Genomic DNA, 21,715 nt, shown 5'->3' with positions numbered 1-21,715 from the left:
TCAGCCAGCATAAAGAAAAACTTATGGCTATCGACGATGCGCAATCGACTTCCCCTCAATGCCCTGCGGGCGTTCGAATCCTCCGCCCGCCACCTGAACTTCACCCGCGCCGGCCTGGAGCTGCGCGTCACCCAGGCCGCCGTCAGCCAGCAGGTACGCATGCTGGAAGAACAGCTGGGCATTCAGCTGTTCCGCCGCCTGCCGCGCGGCCTGGATCTGACCGAAGAAGGCCAGGCGCTGCTGCCGGTGTTGAACGACGCCTTCGACCGCATCGAGGCGGTGCTGCAACAGTTCGAAGGCGGGCATTTCCACGAGGTGCTGACGGTGGCGGTGGTCGGCACCTTCGCCGTCGGCTGGCTGATGCCGAGGCTGGCGGCGTTCCGCACGGCGCACCCGTTTATCGATCTACGGGTGCTGACCCACAACAACCTGGTCAATCTGTCGGCCGACGGCATGGATTTCGCCATCCGCTTCGGCGAAGGCCTCTGGCCCGCCACCTGCAATATCAAGCTGTTCGACGCGCCGCTGACGGTGCTCTGCCCGCCGGCGGTCGCCGCGCGCCTGCGCACGCCGCAGGATCTGCAGCACGAGCAGCTGATGCGCACCTACCGCAAGGATGAATGGGAGCGCTGGTTCACGGCTGCGCAGGTGACGCCGTGGCGGATCAACGGCCCGGTGTTCGACTCGTCAAGACTGATGGTGGAAGGCGCGATCCAGTGCGACGGTGTGGCGCTGGCGCCGGTCAGCATGTTCCGCCGCGAACTGGCCGCCGGCGTGCTGCAGCGGCCGTTCGCCGCCGAGGCCGCGCTTGGCGCCTATTGGCTGACCCATTTGAAGTCGCGGGACCTGACGCCGGCGATGAAAACCTTTATCGGCTGGATCCGCCGGGAGGCGGAAGAGGAACTGCGGCGGGATTAGGCGGAGCCGCGCCGGATCAGCGTCGGCGGCAGAATGACGTTCTGCGCCGGCAGGTCGGCGTCACCGATGCGCTGCAGCAGGCGCGCGGCGGCGCTGCGCCCCACTTCCCGCGCCGAGCTGGAGACGAAGGTCAGCGGCGGCTCGGTCAGCTCGGCCTCCGGCACGTCGCCGAAGCCGATCAGCGCCACCTGCCGCCCGTAGTAAGCGTCAACCCCATCCGAGCCGATGCTGCGGCCGCTGCGCGTCAGGCCAAAATAGGCGCCAAGCGCCACCGAAGCCTTGTGGCAAACGACAGCGGTAATGTTCGGATAGTGGTGCAGCAGCTGTTCCGCCGCTTGCGCCGCCTCACGCTGCCGGCAATCGCACTCGACGATCCATTCGCTGCGAAACGGCAGGCCGTACTGCACCAGCGTGGCGCAAAAGCCGCCCAACCGCTCGGCACGCGTCAATGAGTCGCTCTGGCCGCCAAGGTAGGCGATTTGGCTGTGGCCGCGTTTGATCAAAAATTCGGTGGCCAGTTTGGCGGCCTGCATGTTGTCCGGCCGCACCACGTCCACCCCATCGAGACCGCTGGAGCGCGCCACGCAGACCAGCGGTACGCCCTGCTCGGCCGCCTTCTCCTTCAACCCAGCCGCCGCGCGAATGCCGCCGGCCAGCACGATACCGTCGACGCCCTGCGCCAGCAGCGCGTCAAACGCCCGCTGCAAGCCCTGACCGTCGCGCCCGCTCTGGGTTAAAAACAGCAGTTTATCGTGCGCCTCCAGCGCTTCGCTCAGCCCGGCGGTCATTTCGGCATAGAAGGGTTCGCAAATGTCGCGCAGAACGAGGCCGATCACCCCAGATTCACCGCCGCGCAGCGTCGCCGCCTGACGATTGCGCACGTAGCCCAACTGCTCTATCGCCTGATTGACCTTCTCGACGGTGGTCGGCGAAATCCGCCCCTTGCCGCTCAACACCAGGGAAACCGTGGTGACCGACACGCCCGCCTGCTGCGCCACATCGGTGATGGTGATTTTTTTGATGCTCATAGTCTCTGCGAACCCGTTCCTGGGCAACCCGCGCCGTAATGATCAAGGGTATACCGAATCCGTTAACTCAGTAAAACGTTTTACTGCCAGCCGCATTGTCGCCAAAAAACGGGCGGCAGATTTGTGATTGGTGGCGCATTTTTGCTAGGTAAAACGTTTTATCTTCTTTTTACCTAATCAGCAGTCCCCTTTTTGCTCGTCTTTTCGCCAGGAGAAGTCGGTTATGTCAGCAGCCAACAAACCCAAAATCACCCTCTGGGAGTTCTTCCAGAGCCTGGGCAAAACGTTCATGTTGCCCGTCGCCTTGCTCTCTTTCTGCGGCATCATGCTGGGGATCGGCAGCTCGCTGAGCAGCCGCGACGTGATCACCCTGATGCCGTTTATCGGCCACCCGATCTTCCAGCTGATCTTCACCTGGATGAGCAAGGTAGGCTCCTTCGCCTTCAGCTTCCTGCCGGTGATGTTCGCCATCGCCATTCCGCTGGGCATGGCGCGCGAAAACAAAGGCGTCGCCGCGTTCTCCGGTTTCGTCGGCTTCGCCGTGCTGAATCTGGGCACCAACTTCTATCTGACCGCCGCCGGCGTGCTGCCCACCAGCGATCCGCTGGTGCTGAAAGCCAACAATATCCAGAACATCCTCGGCATTCAGTCGATCGATACCGGCATCCTCGGCGCGGTGATCGTCGGCATCATCGTCTATCGCCTGCATGAACGCTTCCACACCATCCGCCTGCCGGACGCGCTGGCGTTTTTCGGCGGCACGCGCTTCGTGCCAATCGTCACCACCGTGGTGCTGGGCCTGTGCGGCCTGGTGATCCCACTGATCTGGCCGTGGTTCGCCGCCGGCATCACCGGGCTGGGCTGGGTGATCAACAGCGCCGGCGCCTTTGGCCCGATGCTGTTCGGCACCGGTGAACGCTTGCTGCTGCCGTTCGGCCTGCAGCACATTCTGGTGGCGCTGATCCGCTTTACCGAGGCGGGCGGTACGATGGAGGTGTGCGGCCACAGCGTCAGCGGCGCCCTGACCATCTTCCAGGCGCAGCTCTCCTGCCCGACCACCACCGGCTTCGCCGAGAGCGCCACCCGCTTCCTGTCACAGGGTAAAATGCCGGCGTTCCTCGGCGGCCTGCCGGGCGCGGCGCTGGCGATGTACCACTGCGCTAAACCGGAGAATCGTCACAAAATCAAAGGGCTGTTGATTTCCGGCGTGGTGGCCTGCGTGGTCGGCGGCACCACCGAACCGATCGAATTTTTGTTCCTGTTCGTCGCGCCGTTCCTGTATCTGATCCACGCGCTGCTCACCGGGTTGGGCTTTACCGTGATGGCGCTGCTGGGCGTGACCATCGGCAACACCGACGGCAACATCATCGACTTCGTGGTGTTCGGCATTCTGCACGGCACCGCCACCAAGTGGTATCTGGTGCCGGTGGTGGCCGCCGTCTGGTTCGTCGGCTATTACGCCATTTTCCGCTTCGCCATCCAGCGCTTTAACATCAAAACGCCGGGCCGTGAGAGCGACAGCGCCATCAGCCAAAGCGCGCCGAGCGGCGCGGTGGGCAAATCCGGCTACAACGTGCCGGCGATTCTGGCGGCCCTCGGCGGCCCGGGCAACGTTATCACGCTGGACAACTGCATCACCCGCCTGCGCCTGTCGGTCAACGACATGAGCCGGGTGGACGACGCGGCGCTGAAGGCCAACCGCGCCATCGGCGTAGTGCATCTCAACGACCATAATCTGCAGGTGGTGATCGGCCCGCAGGTGCAATCGGTGAAAGATGAATTAGACTCACTGATAGCCACGGCGCAACCTGCCGCGGCGCTGCAGGGAGCCACCCATGTTTGATTTCTCCACCCCGATCGACCGCCACGGCACCTGGTGCACCCAGTGGGACTATATCGCCGATCGTTTCGGCAGCGACGATCTGCTGCCGTTCACCATCTCCGATATGGATTTCGCCACCGCACCGTGCATTCTCGAGGCGTTGCAGCAACGCCTGCAGCACGGCGTGCTGGGCTACAGCCGCTGGCAGCACGAGGATTTTCTCGGCGCGCTGCGCCACTGGTATCAGCAACGTTTCAACGTCGCCATCGACACCGCAACGGCGGTGTACGGCCCTTCCGTTATCTACATGGCGGCGCAGCTGATCCGCCAATGGTCCGTACCGGGCGACTATGTGGTGACCCATACCCCGGCCTACGACGCCTTCTACAAGGTGATCCTCGCCAACCAACGCCAGCTGTTGGCCTGCCCGCTGCACAAGGCCGGCGACGACTGGCGCTGCGACATGGCGCACCTTGAGGCGTTGCTGGCGCGGCCGCAAACCAAGATCCTGCTGCTGTGCAGCCCGCATAATCCCACCGGCAAAGTGTGGCGCCGCGACGAGTTACAGCAGATGGCCGAACTGTGCGAGCGCCACGACGTGCGCGTCATCAGCGACGAAATCCACATGGATATGGCATGGGGGGAACACCGCCATACGCCGTGGAGCCAGGTGGCGACCGGCGCCTGGGCCTTGCTGACCTCCGGCTCCAAGAGTTTCAATATCCCGGCGCTGACCGGCGCCTACGGCTTTATCAGCGATGACGCCAGCCGCGAAGCCTACTTCCAGCAGCTCAAATCCCGCGACGGCCTCTCCTCGCCGGCGGTGCTGGCGGTGGCGGCGCACGTGGCTGCCTATCGCCACGGCGAACCCTGGCTGGACGCCCTGCGCGACTATCTGCAGGATAATCTGAGCTACGTCGCCGAACGGCTGGAGCAGGCGTTTCCCGCGCTGGGCTGGCGCCCGCCGCAGGCCACCTACCTGGCCTGGATCGATCTGCGGCCGCTGGCCGTAGACGATCGGGCGCTGCAGCAGGCGCTGATCGAGCGCGAAAAGGTGGCGATCATGCCGGGCTTTACCTACGGCGAGGAAGGCCGCGGGTTCCTGCGTCTCAACGTCGGCTGCCCGCGCGGCAAGCTGGAGGCCGGAATGGACAAGCTGATCGCCGGGTTGAGGATGGTGCTGGGCGAGCAATAACGCGAGGGGGCGAGCCTCTGCCCGCCCCTCGGTTACGCCTGAACAGACGGAATTTCCTCCAGATGACGATAGACCGTCAATCCCCATTCGTTAGCCAACCGCACGTCGTTATCGGCTCCCGCAGATGCCCCTTCGATGCGATACACCGCCTGACACTGCGCAATCAGCCGATGGGCCACCGGGTAAAGAAACGCCTCGCTCACCGCATCGCCAACCTGAGTGGAGCCTGCCGCCGCCGCCAAAGGCAGCGCCAGCCATTCGCCGATCACCGGCACGTGTCCCCGCAGGTAAACCGCCAGCGCCGCCTGTTCCAGGCGCGCCAGATTGGCGGCGATACGCTGCGGATCGCCATCGGTGCCGCTGCGATAGGGGCCGGCGATCAGGATTTGTTGTGCTTTCATCGTTCTTCCTCCAACGTCCGGTTCAAGGCGACAAACTGCAGCAGCATGATGGTCTTGGCGTCAACGATCGCGCCCTGACGAATCGCCTGCAGGGCCTGCGCCAGCGGCAGCTCGATCACCTCCAGATCCTCGCCCTCCGCCGCCACCCCGCCGCCCTCGTTGACGCGATCGCCCGCCTGATATTCACCGACGAAAAAGTGCAGCTTCTCGGTGACCGAACCTGGGCTCATGTACGCCTCGAACACTTTCTCCACGTTCTGCACGAAATAGCCGGTTTCCTCTTCCGCTTCGGCTCTGATGCGCGCCTCCGGCGACGCGTTGTCCAGCAGCCCGGCGGCGGCCTCAATCAGCATGCCGTCATGACCGTTGACGAACACCGGAAAGCGGAACTGGCGCGTCAGGATCACCGTCTGCGCCTGCCGGTTGAACAGCAAAATCACCGCGCCGTCACCGCGATCGTAAGTCTCACGGCTTTGCCGCTGCCAGACGCCGTCGCGCCGCAGAAAATCAAAGGTGGTTTTTTTCAGCAGGTACCAGTCATCGGACAACACCCGGGTTTCGACAATGCGAACCCTGTCTTTGGTGGCTATCATCGGTTTACTCCGCCAGAGGAAGGAAATTGATACTATCGTGCAGTTTCGTGTATGATCAAGATATTTCGTGCAAAACAAATTTGAGGGAAAAATGGCCATGTTGACCAGCCAGCGCAAGAAAATCATCCTGGAGAAACTGGCTCAGGACGGCCAGGTGTTGGCCAAGCAGCTCAGCGAGCTGTTCGGGCTGTCGGAAGACACTGTCCGGCGCGACCTGCGCGAACTGGACGCCGAGGGGTTGCTGCAGCGGGTGCACGGCGGCGCCCTGCCGGTTTCATCCGCCATCGCCAGCTTCGCCGAACGCAATCAGTTGGAATCCGGCGCCAAACGCGCGATCGCCAAAGCGGCGGCGGCGCTGATCGCCCCCGGCCAGGTGGTGATCATCGACGGCGGCACCACCTCCGCCGAGCTGGTCAGGCAGCTGCCGCTCAGCCTGAACGCCACCATCGTCACCCACAGCCCCAGCGTCGCCGTGGGCCTGGCCGATCATCCCACGGTGGAGGTGATCCTGATCGGCGGCCGGTTGTACAAGCATTCGATCGTCAGCGTCGGCGCCGCCGCGGTGGAAGCGATGTCGCATATTCGCGCCGATATCTATTTTATGGGCGTGACCGGCGTGCACCCCACTGCGGGGCTGAGCACCGGCGATCTGGAAGAGGCCTACATCAAGCGCGCGCTGGCGGCCCGCGCGGCGGAAACCGTAGTGCTGGCCTCCGCCGCCAAGCTTAACGCCGCCTCACAGTATGCGATCGGTGACATTACGCTGGCGCATACCATCATCGTTGAACGCGCCACCGACGACGCATTGATCGCGCCGTTGCAGCAGGCGGGCGTCAGCGTGTTGAAAGCCTGATTCACGACGATAATGCGATACTCCTCGCATTATTTGTGATGCAAGTCACTTTTTTATGCAACGAGATGGCAAGTTTCATTCATTTGTTTTTATACTGTTCTGCACTTTACCTACGATAATTAGCGAGTGCCCAGCATGATCGATCCCCGCCTACCGCTTACCGACATTCACCGCCATCTCGACGGCAATATCCGCGCGCAGACCATTCTCGACCTCGGTCGCCAGTTCAACCTCACCCTGCCGGCCAACGATTTGGAGAGCCTGCGCCCGCACGTGCAGATCACCCACGCCGAACCGGATCTGGTCAGCTTCCTGCAGAAACTGGACTGGGGCGTAGCGGTGCTGGGCGATCTGGACGCCTGCCGCCGGGTGGCCTACGAAAACGTCGAGGACGCCGCCAACGCCGGCCTGCACTACGCCGAGCTGCGTTTTTCCCCTTACTACATGGCGATGAAGCATCAGCTGCCGGTCGCCGGCGTGGTGGAAGCGGTGATCGACGGGATCCGCTCGGGCTGCCGCGATCGCGATATCGACATTCGCCTGATCGGCATCATGAGCCGCACCTTTGGCGAGGCCGCCTGTTTGCAGGAGCTGGAAGGGTTGCTGGCGCACCGCGACGGCATTACCGCACTGGATTTGGCGGGCGATGAGCTGGGCTTCCCCGGCAGCCTGTTCCTCAGTCACTTCAACCGTGCGCGCGACGCCGGCCTGCGCATCACCGTGCACGCGGGCGAAGCCGCCGGCCCGGAAAGCATCTGGCAGGCGATCCGCGAGCTGGGCGCCGAACGTATCGGCCACGGGGTGAAAGCGGTCGAAGATCCGGCGCTGATGGACTTCCTGGCGGAACACGGCATCGGCATCGAGTCCTGCCTGACCTCCAACATCCAAACCAGCACCGTGCCGTCGCTGGCGCAGCATCCGCTGGCCACCTTCCTGCGCCACGGCGTGCTGGCGTCGATCAACACCGACGATCCGGCGGTTCAGGGCATCGAGATCGAGCATGAATACCGCGTCGCCGCGCCGCAGGCCGGGCTGACGCCGGAAGAAATCCGCACCGCCCAGGAAAACGGCCTGAAGCTGGCTTTCCTCAGCGAGCAGGAAAAACAGGCGCTACGCGCCAAAGTTCAGGGCTAATCTCCCCAGGCGCCAAACGGCGCCTTCTTCTCATCCCCCGTTTTCTTCCGCCTGTTCGTCTTTATCGCTGTTTTCACCCCATCACTCTGTTGCAAGAGAGGAATTCCGCATGTCTGACAAACTACGCCGTATCGTGCTGACCGGCGGCCCGGGTTCGGGCAAAAGCACGCTCATCGACGTTCTTCATCGCCGCGGTTACCCGCATTCGCAGGAGGCGGGCCGGGCGATTATTCAGGATCAGGTGAGTATTGGTGGCAATGCGCTGCCGTGGGGCGATCGCCAGGCTTTCGCCGAGCGGATGCTCGATTGGGAACTGCGTTCATGGCGCGAAGCGACGGGCGCAACATGCTGGTTCTTCGATCGCGGCCTGCCGGATATCGCCGGTTACCTGACGCTGTGCGGATTATCGATCCCCGCCCCCTTAACAGCGGCGATCGACGCCTTTCGCTATGCCGATACGGTGTTCATCGCCCCGCCGTGGCGAGCGATTTATGCGCAGGACAGCGAGAGAAAACAGTCTTTCGCCGAAGCCGAGCAAACCTATCGGGCGATGGTGGCCATCTATCGCCGTTATGGCTATCGGCTGCAAGAGCTGCCGCGCGCCTCACCCGATGAGCGCGCCGACTTTCTGCTCGACGCGCTGGGCCACCGTTAGCGGCCTGCGGCCTATTTGGCCGCCAGCGCCTCCGCCTCGGCCCGCTGTTTGGCGGTTTTACGCGCATAGCGCTGCGCCAGCACCGCGCACACCATCAGTTGCACCTGGTGGAAAATCATCAGCGGCAGCACCATGGCGCCCACCGCCGCGGCCGGGAACAGCACGTTGGCCATCGGGATGCCGTTCGCCAGGCTCTTTTTCGAACCGCAGAAGACGATGGTGATTTCATCGGCGGTGTTGAAGCCCAGCCAGCGCGCCGCGTAGGTGTTGATCACCAGCACCACCGTCAGCAGCACCAGCGACATCACCAGGATGGTCAGCAGCGACCAGCCGTCGATACGGTGCCAAATCCCTTCCACCACCGCCGCACTGAACGCGGTATACACCACCAGCAGGATCGACGAACGGTCGGTCAGGTTAATCAGTTTGCGATGGCGGTCGATCCACTTGCCGATCAGCGGCCGCGCCAGATGGCCGATCACGAACGGCACCATCAGTTGCAGAATGATTGAGCCAATGGCGTGCAGCACGTCGGTATTGCCGCCCTGGGTATGCATCAACGCCCCCACCAGCAGCGGCGACAGGAACACGCCAAGAATGCTGGACGCTGAGGCGCTGCAGATCGCCGCCGCCACGTTGCCGCCCGCCGCCGAGGTAAAAGCGATGGCCGACTGCACCGTGGCCGGCAGCGCGCACAGATAGAGGAAGCCGAGATAGACCGTCGGCGTCATGATGCCCGGCACCAGCAGGTTCATCGCCAGCCCGAGCAGCGGGAACAGCGCAAAGGTGCTGAGGAACACCAGCAGATGCAGCTTCCAGTGGCTCATGCCGGCGACGATCGCCTCGCGCGACAGCTTGGCGCCGTGCATAAAGAACAGCAGCGCGATGGCGGCGGTGGTCAGGTGTTCAAAGAAGGTTTTCCAGATGCCTTCGCAGGGGAACAGCGAGGCGACGATCACCACCAAAATCAGAACCAGCAAAAATTTATCAATGCGCAAACGCTGCAACCAGGACATGAAACGAATTTCCTTGCACGTAAAGTCGTAAAAAGGCCCGACGTTGCGCCGGGCACAGAGAAATGGGCGGTATCAAACCACCGGCAGCGCCTGCTGCAGCCGGGCCGATTCCAGCCCCAGTTCGATCAACGCCATCACCGCGATGGCGTCGGCGGCCGGCACCGGGTTTTCGCCTATGCCGGCGATCGCGTCGCGCACCGCCGCGTAATAAGCCGGATAATTGCCGGGAATGTTGAGCAGCGGCTGTTCCGCCAGCAGATCGTCACGTGACAGCGTCACCACGCCGTCGCGCATGTCATAGCCCCAATCGGCCTGCGGCAAGCGCTCGCCGGCCTTCAGCCGGTCCTCCTGCGGATCGAGGCCGTATTTGACATAGCTGCCGCGGGTGCCGTGCACGACGTAGCGCGGGCTCTCCGCCGCCGCCAGCATGCTGGCGTGCAGCACCACGCGGCGATCGCCATAGCTCAGCAGCGCGTGAAAATAGTCCACCGCCTGTGCCCCCGGCCGCAGCTCACCCAGATCGACAAACAGTCGGTCGGGCTTGCCGAATAATTGCAGCGCCTGATCGAGCAGATGCGGCCCCAAATCGAACCAGATGCCGCTGCCGGCGCCGCCCTGTTCGCGCCAGCGCTGGCGCACCTGTGGCCGGTAGCGATCGAAATGCGACTCGAAATACACCACCTCGCCCAACGAACCGTCGTTCAGCAGCGCCTTAAGGGTAAGGAAATCGCTGTCCCAGCGGCGGTTGTGGAACACCGACAGCAGTAAACCGCTCTGCTGCGCCTGCTGTTGCAGCGCCCGAGCTTGTGACAGCGTCACGGTGAAGGGTTTATCCACCACCACGTGCTTGCCGGCGGCCAGCGCCTGTTGCGCCAGCGGGAAATGAGTGTCATTAGGGGTGGGAATCACGATCAGATCGAGGGTCGGATCGGCGAACAGCGCTTGCGCATCGCCCACCACCGTCATCGATGGCCAGTCGGCGTGCACTTTGCCGGCATCGCTGCTGGAAACGGCGGCCAGTTCCAGCCCCGGCGTACCGGCGATTAGCGGCGCATGAAAGGTTTTACCGGCGTAGCCGTAACCGACCAGCCCGACACGAATTTTTTCAGCCATGGGATTTCCTCTTGCAGGCTCACGACAGACCCTTTCGATTTGACACCATGCGGCCGGATGGAACAAGAAGTAAATGAGATGTTAATTCGAAGCGAGGCCGGAGTAGCCAAACGTGCGGCCCGGCGTCGCGATGCCGAGCTATCCGCTTGATAGAGATGACGAAGCCTATATTACCCGCTAAGCTATGCCGCCTGTGATCCCCGATTCAATCAGGAAGCCGTTTTATGTCTCAAGCTGAATACTCTCGTATCGGCGGTTGGTTGCTGGCCCCGCTGGCCTATCTGATCGTTACCCTGCTCAGCGCCAGCCTGATGCTGCTCCTGTACGCCATGGCGATCTTCATGCCCGAGTCGCGCGACTATCTGTTGACCAACGCCCAGGCGTTTACCCTGCAATGGTACTTTTCGGTGCTGACCACGCTCTTGATGTGGGGCTTTACCCTGTGGCTGGTGTTTCTGTTCTGCCAGCGGTCGCAGCGCTTCCCTAAACTGTTCTTGTTATGGCTGCTGATCACGGTGATCCTGGCGGTGAAAGCTTTCGCCTTCGCGCCGGTGCCGGATGAAGTGGCGGTGCGCAGCCTCGGCTGGCCGCTGCTGATGGCGGCGCTGCTGGTGCCTTACATCAAGCGCTCGCAGCGGGTTAAAGGCACCTTTACCGAACGTTAAAGGCGGTTGCAGCACGTTTTATCGGGTGTTTTGTGTAAATTTTCGCCAAAAAAGGCAATACCCCTGCGATTCATATGTTGTCGTCCGGCCGCCGATTCCCGATAATAGGCGGCTTTTATTTTTTTAGGCATCGCAATGACCGAATACCTGCTCCTGTTTGTCGGCACCGTACTGGTGAACAACTTCGTTCTGGTGAAGTTTCTTGGCCTGTGCCCGTTCCTCGGCGTTTCCAAGAAGCTGGAAAGCGCCATCGGCATGGGAATGGCCACCACCTTCGTCATGACGCTGGCCTCCGTCAGCGCCTGGGTGATCAACACCTTTATTCTGGTTCCGCTGGATCTGGTGTACCTGCGCACGCTCTCCTTCATTCTGGTGATCGCCGTCGTCGTGCAGTTCACCGAGATGGTAGTGCGCAAAACCAGCCCGGCGCTCTACCGCCTGCTGGGCATCTTCCTGCCGCTGATCACCACCAACTGCGCGGTGCTTGGCGTGGCGTTGCTTAACGTCAACCTCGGCTACAACTTCCTGCAGTCCGCCGTTTACGGCTTTAGCGCCGCCGCCGGTTTCTCGCTGGTGATGGTGCTGTTCGCCGCCATTCGCGAACGTCTGGCGGTGGCCGACGTGCCGGCGCCGTTCCGCGGCTCCTCGATCGCGCTGATCACCGCCGGGCTGATGTCGCTGGCCTTTATGGGCTTTACCGGGCTGGTGAAATTCTAATGACTGCGTTGTGGATAGCTATCGCGGCTCTAAGCGCGCTCGGGCTGCTGTTCGGACTGGTGCTGGGCTACGCCGCGCGCCGTTTTGAGGTGGAAGAGGATCCGGTCGCCGAGCAGGTCGATGCGATCCTGCCGCAGAGCCAGTGCGGCCAGTGCGGCTACCCCGGCTGTCGCCCCTATGCCGAGGCGGTGGCCAACGGCGAGATGATCAACAAATGCGCGCCGGGCGGCGAACAGGTGATGCTGAAACTGGCGGAGCTGCTCAACGTCGAGCCGCAGCCGCTGGGCAGCGAAGCCGCCGCCGAGCCGGAGCGTAAAGTGGCCTATATCGACGAGGCCAACTGCATCGGCTGCACCAAGTGCATTCAGGCCTGCCCGGTGGACGCCATCGTCGGCGCCACCCGCGCCATGCATACCGTCATTACCGACCTCTGTACCGGCTGCGATCTGTGCGTCGCCCCTTGCCCTACCGACTGTATTGAAATGAGACCGGTCGCTACCACCACCGCCAACTGGAAGTGGGACATGAAGACGATCCCGGTGCAAGTGATCCACGTGGAGCAACATGCTTAATCTGTTCGCCGCCTTTAAAAAAGACCGGGTCTGGGATTTCGACGGCGGGATCCATCCACCGGAAATGAAAACGCAGTCCAGCGGTGCGCCGCTGCGTGTCGCGCCCCTGCCCAAGACCTTTATCATTCCGCTGCAACAGCATCTGGGGCCGGAAGGCGAGCTGTGCGTCAGCGCCGGCGATCGGGTGTTGAAAGGCCAGCCGCTGACCGTCGGCCGCGGCCGCACCGTGCCGGTGCACGCCCCGACCTCGGGCACCGTCAGCGCCATTACGCCGCACATCACCGCGCACCCGTCCGGGCTGACGGAGCTGTGCGTGATTATCGAGGCAGACGGGGAAGACCGCTGGTGCGAGCGCGATCCGGTGGCGGATTATCGCCAATCGCCCGCCGCGGAACTGATTCAACGTATTCATCAGGCCGGCATCGCCGGCCTGGGCGGCGCAGGTTTCCCGACCGCCAGCAAACTGCAAGGCGGCATGAACGGCGTGGAAACGCTGATCCTCAACGCCGCCGAGTGTGAGCCTTACATTACCGCCGACGACCGTCTGATGCAGGAACATGCCGATCAGATCATTGAAGGCACGCAGATCCTGCAACACATTCTGCAACCCAAGCTCACGTTGATCGGCATCGAAGACAATAAACCGGAGGCAATCGCGGCGCTGAAACAGGCGTTGCGCGGCCAGCCCGGCATTGCGCTGCGCGTCATCCCGACCAAATACCCGTCCGGCGGCGCCAAGCAGCTGACCAAAATTTTGACCGGTAAGGAAGTGCCGCACGGTAAGCACTCCTCCGCTATCGGCGTATTGATGCAAAACGTCGGCACCGCCTTCGCCATCAAGCGAGCGATCGTCGACGGCGAACCGCTGATTGAGCGCGTAGTGACCCTGACCGGCGAGGCGATCGAGCGCCCCGGCAATCTGTGGGCTCGCATCGGCACGCCGGTGCAGCACCTGCTCGACTTCGTCGGTTTCCGCCCGCAGGCGCAGCAGATGGTGGTCATGGGCGGCCCGCTGATGGGCTTCACCCTGCCCGCGCTGAACGTGCCAATCGTCAAGATCAGCAACTGCATTCTGGCGCCGACGGTGGATGAAATGACGCCGCAGGAACCGGAGCAGTCCTGCATCCGCTGCGGCCTGTGCGTAGACGCTTGCCCTGCCGGGCTGCTGCCACAACAGCTGTATTGGTTCAGCCGCGGGCAGGAGCACGACAAGGCGCGCAACCATAACCTGTTCGACTGCATCGAATGCGGTGCCTGCGCGTTCGTCTGCCCCAGCAATATCCCGCTGGTACAGTACTACCGGCAGGAAAAGGCCGAAATCAAGGCTATCGATCTGGAAGCGGCGCGCACCGCCGAGGCCAAGGCGCGTTACGAGGCCAAGCTGGCGCGTCTGGAGCGTGAAAAACTGGCGCGTGAAGAGCGACATAAAAAGGCCGCCGTCAAACTGACCGACGACGATCAGGGCGCAGTGCAGGCCGCGCTGGCGCGCGTGCGCAGCAAGAATGCCGAAGCGGCGGTTACGCCGGTCAACGGCCAGCAGCCGGATAACAGCGAGATGATCGCTGCCCGCGAAGCACGTAAAGCGCAGGCGCGCGAACGTCGTGCCCAGCTGGCTGCCGAGGTGGAAACGGAAGCGCCACCGGCGACCGCCGGCGACGACGCGCGTAAAGCCGCCGTGGCCGCGGCGCTGGCCCGCGTGAAGGCGCGCAAAGAGGCGCCGGCAGCAGACAGCTCCGCCCCGGCGGCAACAGAGGACGATCCGCGTAAAGCGGCCGTTGCGGCCGCCCTGGCGCGCGTGAAGGCCAAAAAGGCAGAGCAGCAGGCTGATGCCCATGCATCGGCGGAACCGGCGCCGGCTGCAGCCGAAGAAGATCCGCGCAAGGCGGCAGTCGCGGCGGCACTGGCGCGCGTAAAAGCCAAGAAAGCGGCGCAACAGGCGGATGCCCCTGCATCGGCGGAACCGGCGCCGGCTGTAGCCGAAGAAGATCCGCGCAAAGCGGCGGTCGCGGCGGCACTGGCGCGCGTAAAAGCCAAGAAAGCGGCGCAGCAAGCGGATGCCCCTGCACCGACGGAACCGGCGCCGGCTGCAGCCGAAGAAGATCCGCGCAAGGCGGCGGTCGCGGCGGCTATCGCCCGCGTAAAAGCCAAGAAAGCGGCGCAGCAGGCGGATGCCCCTGCACCGACGGAACCGGCGCCGGCTGCCGCCGAAGAAGATCCGCGCAAGGCGGCGGTCGCGGCGGCTATCGCCCGCGCCAAGGCCAAGAAAGCGGCGCAGCAGGCGGATGCCCCTGCATCGGCGGAACCGGCGCCGGCTGCCGCCGAAGAAGATCCGCGCAAGGCGGCGGTCGCGGCGGCTATCGCCCGCGCCAAGGCCAAGAAAGCGGCGCAGCAGGCGGATGCCCCTGCACCGACGGAACCGGCGCCGGCTGCCGCCGAAGAAGATCCGCGCAAGGCGGCGGTCGCCGCGGCTATCGCCCGCGCCAAAGCCAAAAAAGCCGCCAGAGAATCGCTGGCGGCGGAAACGGAAGACAAATAATGATAGCGGCGCCTGGCTGACGCCAGGCGCCATTTAATCGATAGAAATCAGGTAGGTGTAATCCACTTCAATCTGACGCAGTTTGGATTCAGGATTCCACTCTTTGGTTTGAATGATCTCCATTTCCATACTGCCGCGCACTTTATCCTTCAACCCCGGCATCACATGCGACATCAGATAGCCGAAAAACTGCAAACACTCTTTCGCCGACCCCTTATGGTTGATAGAGATAAACTCGCGGCTCGGCAAATGGAAGGTGTCTATCTGATGGTTGGAAAGAATATCCTTTCTGTGTTCAGGATCGACCGCCATCACCAGCGTAGATGAGAGCTCGTCGCCCTCCCCGGCATGAGGGGAGTAGATGCTGTAAATCCGCCGACAGTCGACGTGCAGCCCCTTGAAGAAGTCGTTGAAAATCTCGTCCTTCATCGCCATGCAGGAAGAGTACTCCAGCTCCTGTTCGGAGGCGAAATCCAGCCGGCGCGTGAAGCCGACCAGCTGCATGTCGGGCAGCGTCAGCCGCTTCACTTCCGGGTAATAACCGGCGCCGTAGCTGGCTTCGAAGTTAAAGCGCGGCATCAGGTTTTTCACGTCCCAGTGCTCCATCGAGCGGTAGCGATTGGGGGTAGTGCCGAAGCGCTGCTTGAACATGCGGGTAAAGGTCTGCTGAGAGTCGAAGCCCAACTCATCGGAGATATCGATGATGGAGCGACGAGTAATGCGCAACGCCACCGCGGCGCGCGTCAGGATGCGCGAACGGATATAGGTGGCGAGTTGAATGCCGGTAATACGCTTGAATTTACGCTGCAGATGCCACTTGGAATAGCCCGAAATACGCGCGACTTCATCCAGGTTTGGCCGTTTCTCCAGATGTATCTCCACCCACTCAATTAGCTCTTCAATAAAAAAAATGTCTTCATTTGTCATTATTATGGATTCACTGACTCAATAATGTTCGCGATAGTAACCTACACGGATTATGTGAAAGTTGTTATTTTGTGCGGAAATCTGGAGAAAAATGATATCTCATTCAGGCGTTTACCCCATTTTCCGCGGTCGATGACGGCGCAAGTTCCACTGACAATTCCTCACGTTAGCCCATTTCCCGGCCAAAAAAAAATCAAATCGCGCCACCCCGATCGCCAGATGTGCGGAAAGCCGAATACCCCTATCATTAAGGCGTATTACCCTCGCATCGAATCAGGTAGAATGCTCGGCTATCATTTTTGCCGCGCCCGCAGTATGGCGCATCGAAACTGCCGCAGGCGCGGCGCAGAAGGTATCGTTACTCTATGAAGTTCAGGCCGGTATCACCCACAGCCGCCAAAGGCTTACACATCGCCAGCTCGCCTTTCACCCACAACCAGCAAAGCACCAGCCGCATTATGCTATGGGTCATGTTGGCGTGCATTCCCGGCATTGCGGCGCAGATTTGGTTTTTCGGCTACGGCGTGCTGATTCAGGTGGCGCTGGCGGCGATCGTCGCGCTGGCTGCAGAAGGCGCGATCCTCAAGCTGCGCAAGCTGCCGGTGCGCAGCCGGCTGGCGGATAACTCCGCCCTGCTGACCGCGCTGCTGCTCGGCATCAGCCTGCCGCCGCTGGCGCCGTGGTGGATGATCGTCATCGGCACCTTCTTCGCCATCGTTATCGCCAAACAGCTGTATGGCGGCCTCGGGCAGAACCCGTTCAACCCGGCGATGGTCGGTTACGTAGTGCTGCTCATCTCCTTCCCGGTGCAGATGACCAGTTGGCTGCCGCCGGATGAACTGCGCGCCGCCGCGCTTTCGCTCCACGACACGCTGCTGGCGATTTTCAGCGGCCATACCGCACAGGGCGCGACGCTGCACGAACTGCAGATGGGCGTGGACGGCATCAGCCAGGCCACGCCGCTCGACGGCTTCAAAACCGGCCTGCGCAGCGGCCACAGCGTGGAACAGGTGTTGCAGCAGCCGCTGTTCGGCGGCGCGCTGGCCGGTATCGGCTGGCAGTGGGTCAACTTCGGTTTCCTGGCCGGCGGCCTGTTTATGCTGGCGCGCCGCCTGATCCATTGGCAAATCCCTTTCAGCATGTTGGCCGCCATCGCCTTCTGTTCCGGTCTGGCCTGGTGGATCGATCCGGCGCATCAGGCTTCACCGATGATCCACCTGTTCTCCGGCGCCAGCATGCTGGGTGCGTTCTTTATCGCCACCGATCCGGTCAGCGCCTCCACCACGCCGAAGGGCCGCTTAATCTACGGCGCGCTGATCGGCGTGCTGGTCTGGCTGATCCGCGTCTATGGCGGCTACCCTGATGGTGTGGCCTTCGCCGTGCTGCTCGCCAACATCACCGTCCCGTTAATCGACCACTACACGCAGCCGCGCGTGTACGGCCATCGCTAAGGAGCCGCCATGCTGAATTCCATGAGAAAGCACGGCACCACGCTGGCGGTGTTTGCGGCGGTCACCACCGGCCTGACCGCCGTAGTTTACGCCCTGACGAAAACCACCATCGCCCATCAGGCGGCGCTGCAGCAAAAAGCGCTGCTCGATCAGGTGGTACCGCCGGAAAACTACGACAACATCATGCAGAACGAATGCCTGCTGGTCAGCGATCCGGCGCTGGGCGACGGCGCGCCGCACCGCTTGTACCTGGCGCGCAAAAACGGGCAGCCGACGGCCGCCGCGCTGGAAACCACCGCGCCGGACGGCTACTCAGGCGCCATCAAGCTGCTGGTCGGCGCCGATTTCAACGGCACGGTGCTCGGCACCCGGGTGATTGAACACCACGAAACGCCTGGGCTGGGTGACAAAATTGAACTGCGCATTTCCGACTGGATTTCCTTCTTCAGCGGCAAGAAAATCGACGGCCCGGACGACAAACGCTGGGCGGTGAAGAAAGACGGCGGCATGTTCGACCAGTTCACCGGCGCGACCATCACCCCGCGGGCGGTGGTCAATGCGGTGCGCCGCACGGCGTTGTATATGGAAACGCTGCCGCCTAAACTTGAAAGCTTACCTGCGTGTGGAGCCGCCGAATGAGTGAAGCCAAAGAATTGATCGTTCAGGGGTTGTGGAAAAACAACTCCGCCCTGGTGCAGTTGCTGGGCATGTGTCCGTTGCTGGCGGTGACCTCCACCGTCACCAACGCGCTGGGCCTGGGGCTGGCCACCACGCTGGTGCTGACGCTGACCAACGCCTCCATCTCCGCGGTGCGCCGCTGGGTGCCAAGCGAAGTGCGTATTCCGATCTACGTGATGATCATCGCCGCGGTGGTGAGCATCGTGCAGATGCTGATCAACGCCTATGCCTTCGGCCTGTATCAGTCGCTCGGCATCTTTATTCCATTGATCGTGACCAACTGCATCGTGGTCGGCCGCGCCGAAGCGGTGGCCGCCAAGAAGCCGGTCGGCCTCTCGGCGCTGGACGGCATGGCCATCGGCCTTGGCGCCACCGGCGTGATGGTGACGCTGGGCTCGATGCGCGAACTGTTGGGCAACGGTACGCTGTTCGACGGCGCCGACCAACTGCTGGGCGGCTGGGCCAAGTCGCTGCGCATCGAAGTGGTGCATTTCGACAGCCCATTCCTGCTGGCGATGCTGCCGCCGGGCGCCTTTATCGGCCTGGGGCTGCTGCTGGCGGTCAAGTATCTGATCGACGAAAAAATGAAGGCGCGCAAAGCCCGCGCCGTGGCGGCGGAACCGCTGCTGGAACAAGGACGTGCTGAGAAGGCCTGATGAACAAGCAGAAGCGACTGGAAATTCTGACCCGGCTGCGCGACAACAACCCGCACCCGACCACCGAGCTGGTGTACACCACGCCGTTTGAACTGCTGATTGCCGTGCTGCTGTCTGCGCAGGCCACCGACGTGAGCGTCAACAAGGCGACCGCCAGACTTTACCCGGTCGCCAACACCCCCGCCGCCATGCTGGCGCTGGGGGTTGATGGCGTCAAGGAGTACATCAAGACCATCGGCCTGTTCAACAGCAAGGCCGAAAACGTGATCAAAACCTGCCGTATGCTGCTGGAGTTGCACGGCGGCGAAGTGCCGGAAGATCGCGCCGCGCTGGAAGCGCTGCCGGGCGTCGGCCGCAAGACCGCCAACGTGGTGCTCAATACCGCCTTCGGCTGGGCGACCATCGCCGTGGACACCCACATCTTCCGGGTGTGCAACCGCACCCACTTCGCGCCGGGCAAGAACGTCGATCAGGTTGAAGAGAAGCTGTTGAAGGTGGTGCCCGCCGAATTCAAGGTCGATTGCCACCACTGGCTGATCCTGCACGGGCGCTACACCTGCATCGCGCGCAAACCGCGCTGCGGCTCCTGCATCATCGAAGACCTGTGCGAGTATAAAGAGAAGGTTTATCCGGAATCCTGAATCTGACGGGTGCGGCAAACCGCCCCCGTCGCCGCCACTTCCCCCCGCCAGCGCCTCTTTTTTATTGGAAATGTGATATCGCGCAGCAGTAACCCCGGCGTTATCACGGTTTTCAGTGAAAAACTCAGTGCCGCGTTATTTTCAAGCGAAAAATTAGTCAAAAATTGCGGTGAACGTCACGCTTTCAGGATCACAAGGCGTTCACAAATGCCAGCCCCGTTTTCCTAAATTTCTATAATTTTACAAAATGCCGCATATGCACAACATTCCAATGGATTAACAACCACACATACACTGATGCGCTAAAAAATAGCAATTCAGCAGAATATATCCCTGTTTAAAATCCGTATAGCTTTTAATCAAAACAAAAAATCGGCAAACCATTAAAACCCGAAAGTTAATACTGCATAACATTTGCAACATCGCAGCATAATCCTGCGAGCGTTAAATGTAACCGAATATGACAAACTGCTTGCCACGTTGACAAAGATAGTGAACATTAACCGCCGTCCCCATCCTATAACAACGCAAAAGGATGCCGTTCCGCATCAACTTTTGTACTTTCCCGTCCTCCAAAGACGGGCTGCGAAAAAACAGAGGTACCAGTGTCAACAGCAAACAACCAACACCCGGAGAGCGTTAGCCTTAACGCGTTCAAACAACCGAAAGCGTTCTACCTGATCTTCTCGATCGAACTGTGGGAGCGTTTCGGCTATTACGGCCTGCAGGGCATCATGGCGGTTTATCTGGTCAAGATGCTCGGCATGAGCGAAGCCGATTCCATCACCCTGTTCTCTTCTTTCAGCGCCCTGGTATACGGCTTCGTCGCCATCGGCGGCTGGCTGGGCGACAAGGTGCTGGGCGCCAAACGCGTGATCGTGCTCGGCGCACTGGTGCTGGCCGCCGGTTACGCCATGGTGGCCTACTCCGGCCACGACATCTTCTGGGTTTACATGGGCATGGCGACCATCGCCGTGGGCAGCGGCCTGTTCAAGGCTAACCCGTCCTCCCTGCTGTCCACCTGCTATGAGAAAGATGACCCGCGCATCGACGGCGCTTTCACCATGTACTACATGTCGGTGAACATCGGTTCCTTCTTCTCCATGCTGGCCACCCCGTGGCTGGCGGCGAAATACGGCTGGAGCGTGGCGTTCTCCCTGAGCGTGGTCGGCATGCTGATCACCCTGGTCAACTTTATGATGTGCCACAAGTGGGTGAAGGAAAACGGCTCCAGACCTGACTTCAAGCCGCTGCATCTGCCGAAGCTGCTGATGGTGCTGGTCGGCATCGTGGCGTTGATCGCCGTGTCCAGCTGGCTGCTGCACAACCAGGTGATCGCGCGCTGGGCGTTGGCCCTCGTTTCCGCCGGTATCGTTCTGGTGTTCGCCAAGGAAACCTTCGCCCTGCACGGCGCCGCACGCCGCAAGATGATCGTCGCCTTCCTGCTGATGCTGGAAGCGGTAGTGTTCTTCGTGCTGTACAGCCAGATGCCAACCTCGCTGAACTTCTTCGCCATCCATAACGTGGAACACAGCATCTTCGGCGTCGCCTTCGAGCCGGAGCAGTATCAGGCGCTGAACCCGTTCTGGATCATGCTCGCCAGCCCGATTCTGGCCGCGCTGTATAACAAAATGGGCGATCGCCTGCCGATGCCGCACAAGTTCGCTTTCGGCATGATCCTCTGCTCCTGCGCCTTCCTGGTGCTGCCATGGGGCGCCAGCTTCGCCAACGAACAGGGCATCGTGTCGGTCAACTGGCTGATCCTGAGCTACGCGCTGCAGAGCATCGGCGAGCTGATGATTTCCGGCCTGGGTCTGGCGATGGTGGCACAGCTGGTGCCACAGCGTCTGATGGGCTTCATCATGGGCTCCTGGTTCCTGACTACCGCCGCCGCCGCGCTGATCGCCGGTAAGGTTGCCGGTCTGACCGCCGTACCAAGCGACATCAACGACGCGCACGCTTCGCTGGCCATCTACAGCCATGTGTTTATGCAGATCGGCATCGTCACCGCCGTCATCGCTATCCTGATGATGCTGACTGCGCCGAAGCTGTACCGCATGACGCTGGACACCACCGAAGACGCCAATCAGCAAGCGCAGGAAGCCACTGCGGCTCGCTGACCGCCGGCGGATTGAGCGTAAATA

Annotated in this window: 21 protein-coding genes; 15 read left to right on the top strand and 6 right to left on the bottom strand. The window is 61.9% G+C overall.

Features of this window, described 5'->3' with window-relative positions:
- Nucleotides 1-36 precede the first annotated feature (36 nt).
- Nucleotides 37-918 (top strand): LysR family transcriptional regulator, encoded by an 882-nt coding sequence (locus GT753_RS07305; protein WP_021505437.1) that lies wholly within the window; start codon nucleotides 37-39, stop codon nucleotides 916-918.
- Here GT753_RS07305 and GT753_RS07300 read toward each other — a convergent pair.
- A complete protein-coding gene (locus GT753_RS07300) occupies nucleotides 915-1,946 on the bottom strand; it encodes a Mal regulon transcriptional regulator MalI (RefSeq protein ID WP_160125436.1) in 1,032 nt (343 codons plus the stop codon). The two genes, GT753_RS07305 and GT753_RS07300, sit on opposite strands and share 4 nt — an antisense overlap.
- A 223-nt stretch (nucleotides 1,947-2,169) precedes the next feature.
- Here GT753_RS07300 and malX point away from each other — a divergent pair, with 223 nt between their 5' ends.
- Both malX and GT753_RS07290 read left to right on the top strand, forming a co-directional pair.
- Complete coding sequence (malX, locus tag GT753_RS07295; protein WP_076740262.1) at nucleotides 2,170-3,789, top strand: maltose/glucose-specific PTS transporter subunit IIBC; 1,620 nt, start codon at nucleotides 2,170-2,172, stop codon at nucleotides 3,787-3,789.
- Nucleotides 3,782-4,963: a MalY/PatB family protein gene (locus GT753_RS07290; RefSeq protein ID WP_160125435.1), complete on the top strand. Its 1,182-nt coding sequence runs from the start codon at nucleotides 3,782-3,784 to the stop codon at nucleotides 4,961-4,963. The genes malX and GT753_RS07290 overlap by 8 nt, the downstream gene beginning before the upstream one ends.
- A 32-nt stretch (nucleotides 4,964-4,995) precedes the next feature.
- On the opposite strand, the gene GT753_RS07285 is transcribed toward GT753_RS07290, so the two are convergent.
- Together GT753_RS07285 and GT753_RS07280 are read right to left on the bottom strand one after the other, a co-directional pair.
- Nucleotides 4,996-5,364, bottom strand: coding sequence for a hypothetical protein (locus GT753_RS07285; protein ID WP_015377760.1), 369 nt, complete (start codon nucleotides 5,362-5,364; stop codon nucleotides 4,996-4,998).
- Nucleotides 5,361-5,957, bottom strand: coding sequence for an NUDIX domain-containing protein (locus GT753_RS07280; RefSeq protein ID WP_015377759.1), 597 nt, complete (start codon nucleotides 5,955-5,957; stop codon nucleotides 5,361-5,363). The genes GT753_RS07285 and GT753_RS07280 overlap by 4 nt, the downstream gene beginning before the upstream one ends.
- Nucleotides 5,958-6,054: 97 nt before the next feature.
- Here GT753_RS07280 and GT753_RS07275 point away from each other — a divergent pair, with 97 nt between their 5' ends.
- From GT753_RS07275 to GT753_RS07265, 3 genes are all read left to right on the top strand, one after another.
- Entirely contained in the window at nucleotides 6,055-6,810 is a 756-nt protein-coding gene (locus tag GT753_RS07275) for a DeoR/GlpR family DNA-binding transcription regulator (RefSeq protein WP_049241210.1), read from the top strand.
- 135 nt (nucleotides 6,811-6,945) lie between these two features.
- Nucleotides 6,946-7,944, top strand: coding sequence for an adenosine deaminase (gene add, locus GT753_RS07270; protein ID WP_075685791.1), 999 nt, complete (start codon nucleotides 6,946-6,948; stop codon nucleotides 7,942-7,944).
- 109 nt (nucleotides 7,945-8,053) lie between these two features.
- Entirely contained in the window at nucleotides 8,054-8,599 is a 546-nt protein-coding gene (locus GT753_RS07265; RefSeq protein ID WP_021505442.1) for an AAA family ATPase, read from the top strand.
- An 11-nt stretch (nucleotides 8,600-8,610) separates the two neighbouring features.
- Here GT753_RS07265 and GT753_RS07260 read toward each other — a convergent pair whose 3' ends face one another.
- Both GT753_RS07260 and GT753_RS07255 read right to left on the bottom strand, forming a co-directional pair.
- Nucleotides 8,611-9,615, bottom strand: a complete 1,005-nt coding sequence (locus tag GT753_RS07260) for a bile acid:sodium symporter family protein (RefSeq protein WP_004938453.1) — start codon at nucleotides 9,613-9,615, stop codon at nucleotides 8,611-8,613.
- Between the two features lie 72 nt (nucleotides 9,616-9,687).
- A complete protein-coding gene (locus tag GT753_RS07255; protein ID WP_160125434.1) occupies nucleotides 9,688-10,728 on the bottom strand; it encodes an oxidoreductase in 1,041 nt (346 codons plus the stop codon).
- Nucleotides 10,729-10,952: 224 nt separating this feature from the next.
- On the opposite strand from GT753_RS07255, the gene GT753_RS07250 reads away from it, so the two are divergent.
- From GT753_RS07250 to rsxC, 4 genes are all read left to right on the top strand, one after another.
- Nucleotides 10,953-11,393: a DUF2569 domain-containing protein gene (locus GT753_RS07250; protein WP_004938446.1), complete on the top strand. Its 441-nt coding sequence runs from the start codon at nucleotides 10,953-10,955 to the stop codon at nucleotides 11,391-11,393.
- A 135-nt stretch (nucleotides 11,394-11,528) separates the two neighbouring features.
- A complete protein-coding gene (rsxA, locus tag GT753_RS07245; RefSeq protein ID WP_004938443.1) occupies nucleotides 11,529-12,110 on the top strand; it encodes an electron transport complex subunit RsxA in 582 nt (193 codons plus the stop codon).
- Complete coding sequence (rsxB, locus tag GT753_RS07240; RefSeq protein WP_004938428.1) at nucleotides 12,110-12,682, top strand: electron transport complex subunit RsxB; 573 nt, start codon at nucleotides 12,110-12,112, stop codon at nucleotides 12,680-12,682. Before rsxA ends, rsxB begins: the two co-directional genes overlap by 1 nt.
- Nucleotides 12,675-15,218, top strand: coding sequence for an electron transport complex subunit RsxC (gene rsxC, locus GT753_RS07235; protein ID WP_160125433.1), 2,544 nt, complete (start codon nucleotides 12,675-12,677; stop codon nucleotides 15,216-15,218). Before rsxB ends, rsxC begins: the two co-directional genes overlap by 8 nt.
- A 33-nt stretch (nucleotides 15,219-15,251) precedes the next feature.
- On the opposite strand, the gene GT753_RS07230 is transcribed toward rsxC, so the two are convergent.
- Nucleotides 15,252-16,145 (bottom strand): helix-turn-helix domain-containing protein, encoded by an 894-nt coding sequence (locus tag GT753_RS07230; protein ID WP_004938420.1) that lies wholly within the window; start codon nucleotides 16,143-16,145, stop codon nucleotides 15,252-15,254.
- A gap of 365 nt (nucleotides 16,146-16,510) precedes the next feature.
- On the opposite strand from GT753_RS07230, the gene rsxD reads away from it, so the two are divergent.
- The 5 genes from rsxD to dtpA all read left to right on the top strand — a co-directional run bounded on the left by rsxD (nucleotide 16,511) and on the right by dtpA (nucleotide 21,691).
- Nucleotides 16,511-17,596, top strand: a complete 1,086-nt coding sequence (rsxD, locus tag GT753_RS07225) for an electron transport complex subunit RsxD (RefSeq protein WP_031300466.1) — start codon at nucleotides 16,511-16,513, stop codon at nucleotides 17,594-17,596.
- Nucleotides 17,597-17,605: 9 nt separating this feature from the next.
- A complete protein-coding gene (gene rsxG / locus GT753_RS07220; RefSeq protein WP_015377750.1) occupies nucleotides 17,606-18,235 on the top strand; it encodes an electron transport complex subunit RsxG in 630 nt (209 codons plus the stop codon).
- Nucleotides 18,232-18,930 (top strand): electron transport complex subunit E, encoded by a 699-nt coding sequence (locus GT753_RS07215; protein ID WP_004938409.1) that lies wholly within the window; start codon nucleotides 18,232-18,234, stop codon nucleotides 18,928-18,930. The genes rsxG and GT753_RS07215 overlap by 4 nt, the downstream gene beginning before the upstream one ends.
- Nucleotides 18,930-19,571, top strand: coding sequence for an endonuclease III (nth, locus tag GT753_RS07210; RefSeq protein WP_004938407.1), 642 nt, complete (start codon nucleotides 18,930-18,932; stop codon nucleotides 19,569-19,571). The genes GT753_RS07215 and nth overlap by 1 nt, the downstream gene beginning before the upstream one ends.
- Nucleotides 19,572-20,176: 605 nt before the next feature.
- Nucleotides 20,177-21,691, top strand: coding sequence for a dipeptide/tripeptide permease DtpA (dtpA, locus tag GT753_RS07205; RefSeq protein WP_016927896.1), 1,515 nt, complete (start codon nucleotides 20,177-20,179; stop codon nucleotides 21,689-21,691).
- Nucleotides 21,692-21,715 lie beyond the last annotated feature (24 nt).

This window comes from Serratia sp. Z4, assembly GCF_009900725.1.
Classification (GTDB): domain Bacteria; phylum Pseudomonadota; class Gammaproteobacteria; order Enterobacterales; family Enterobacteriaceae; genus Serratia; species Serratia nematodiphila.
Note: the sequence above shows the minus strand (reverse complement) of the source record. Positions and strands in the feature narration are given on the sequence as shown.

Bases quoted from the DNA above. Each gene is read 5' to 3' on its own strand.
- rsxC (WP_160125433.1), top strand. From the start codon at position 12,675: ATGCTTAATCTGTTCGCCGCCTTTAAAAAAGACCGGGTCTGGGATTTC.
- GT753_RS07250 (WP_004938446.1), top strand. From the start codon at position 10,953: ATGTCTCAAGCTGAATACTCTCGTATCGGCGGTTGGTTGCTGGCCCCG.
- rsxG (WP_015377750.1), top strand. From the start codon at position 17,606: ATGCTGAATTCCATGAGAAAGCACGGCACCACGCTGGCGGTGTTTGCG.
- nth (WP_004938407.1), top strand. From the start codon at position 18,930: ATGAACAAGCAGAAGCGACTGGAAATTCTGACCCGGCTGCGCGACAAC.
- GT753_RS07230 (WP_004938420.1), bottom strand. From the start codon at position 16,145: ATGACAAATGAAGACATTTTTTTTATTGAAGAGCTAATTGAGTGGGTG.
- GT753_RS07300 (WP_160125436.1), bottom strand. From the start codon at position 1,946: ATGAGCATCAAAAAAATCACCATCACCGATGTGGCGCAGCAGGCGGGC.
- rsxB (WP_004938428.1), top strand. From the start codon at position 12,110: ATGACTGCGTTGTGGATAGCTATCGCGGCTCTAAGCGCGCTCGGGCTG.
- rsxD (WP_031300466.1), top strand. From the start codon at position 16,511: ATGAAGTTCAGGCCGGTATCACCCACAGCCGCCAAAGGCTTACACATC.
- malX (WP_076740262.1), top strand. From the start codon at position 2,170: ATGTCAGCAGCCAACAAACCCAAAATCACCCTCTGGGAGTTCTTCCAG.
- add (WP_075685791.1), top strand. From the start codon at position 6,946: ATGATCGATCCCCGCCTACCGCTTACCGACATTCACCGCCATCTCGAC.
- GT753_RS07280 (WP_015377759.1), bottom strand. From the start codon at position 5,957: ATGATAGCCACCAAAGACAGGGTTCGCATTGTCGAAACCCGGGTGTTG.
- GT753_RS07290 (WP_160125435.1), top strand. From the start codon at position 3,782: ATGTTTGATTTCTCCACCCCGATCGACCGCCACGGCACCTGGTGCACC.
- GT753_RS07255 (WP_160125434.1), bottom strand. From the start codon at position 10,728: ATGGCTGAAAAAATTCGTGTCGGGCTGGTCGGTTACGGCTACGCCGGT.
- GT753_RS07305 (WP_021505437.1), top strand. From the start codon at position 37: ATGCGCAATCGACTTCCCCTCAATGCCCTGCGGGCGTTCGAATCCTCC.
- GT753_RS07260 (WP_004938453.1), bottom strand. From the start codon at position 9,615: ATGTCCTGGTTGCAGCGTTTGCGCATTGATAAATTTTTGCTGGTTCTG.
- rsxA (WP_004938443.1), top strand. From the start codon at position 11,529: ATGACCGAATACCTGCTCCTGTTTGTCGGCACCGTACTGGTGAACAAC.
- GT753_RS07265 (WP_021505442.1), top strand. From the start codon at position 8,054: ATGTCTGACAAACTACGCCGTATCGTGCTGACCGGCGGCCCGGGTTCG.
- GT753_RS07215 (WP_004938409.1), top strand. From the start codon at position 18,232: ATGAGTGAAGCCAAAGAATTGATCGTTCAGGGGTTGTGGAAAAACAAC.
- GT753_RS07275 (WP_049241210.1), top strand. From the start codon at position 6,055: ATGTTGACCAGCCAGCGCAAGAAAATCATCCTGGAGAAACTGGCTCAG.
- GT753_RS07285 (WP_015377760.1), bottom strand. From the start codon at position 5,364: ATGAAAGCACAACAAATCCTGATCGCCGGCCCCTATCGCAGCGGCACC.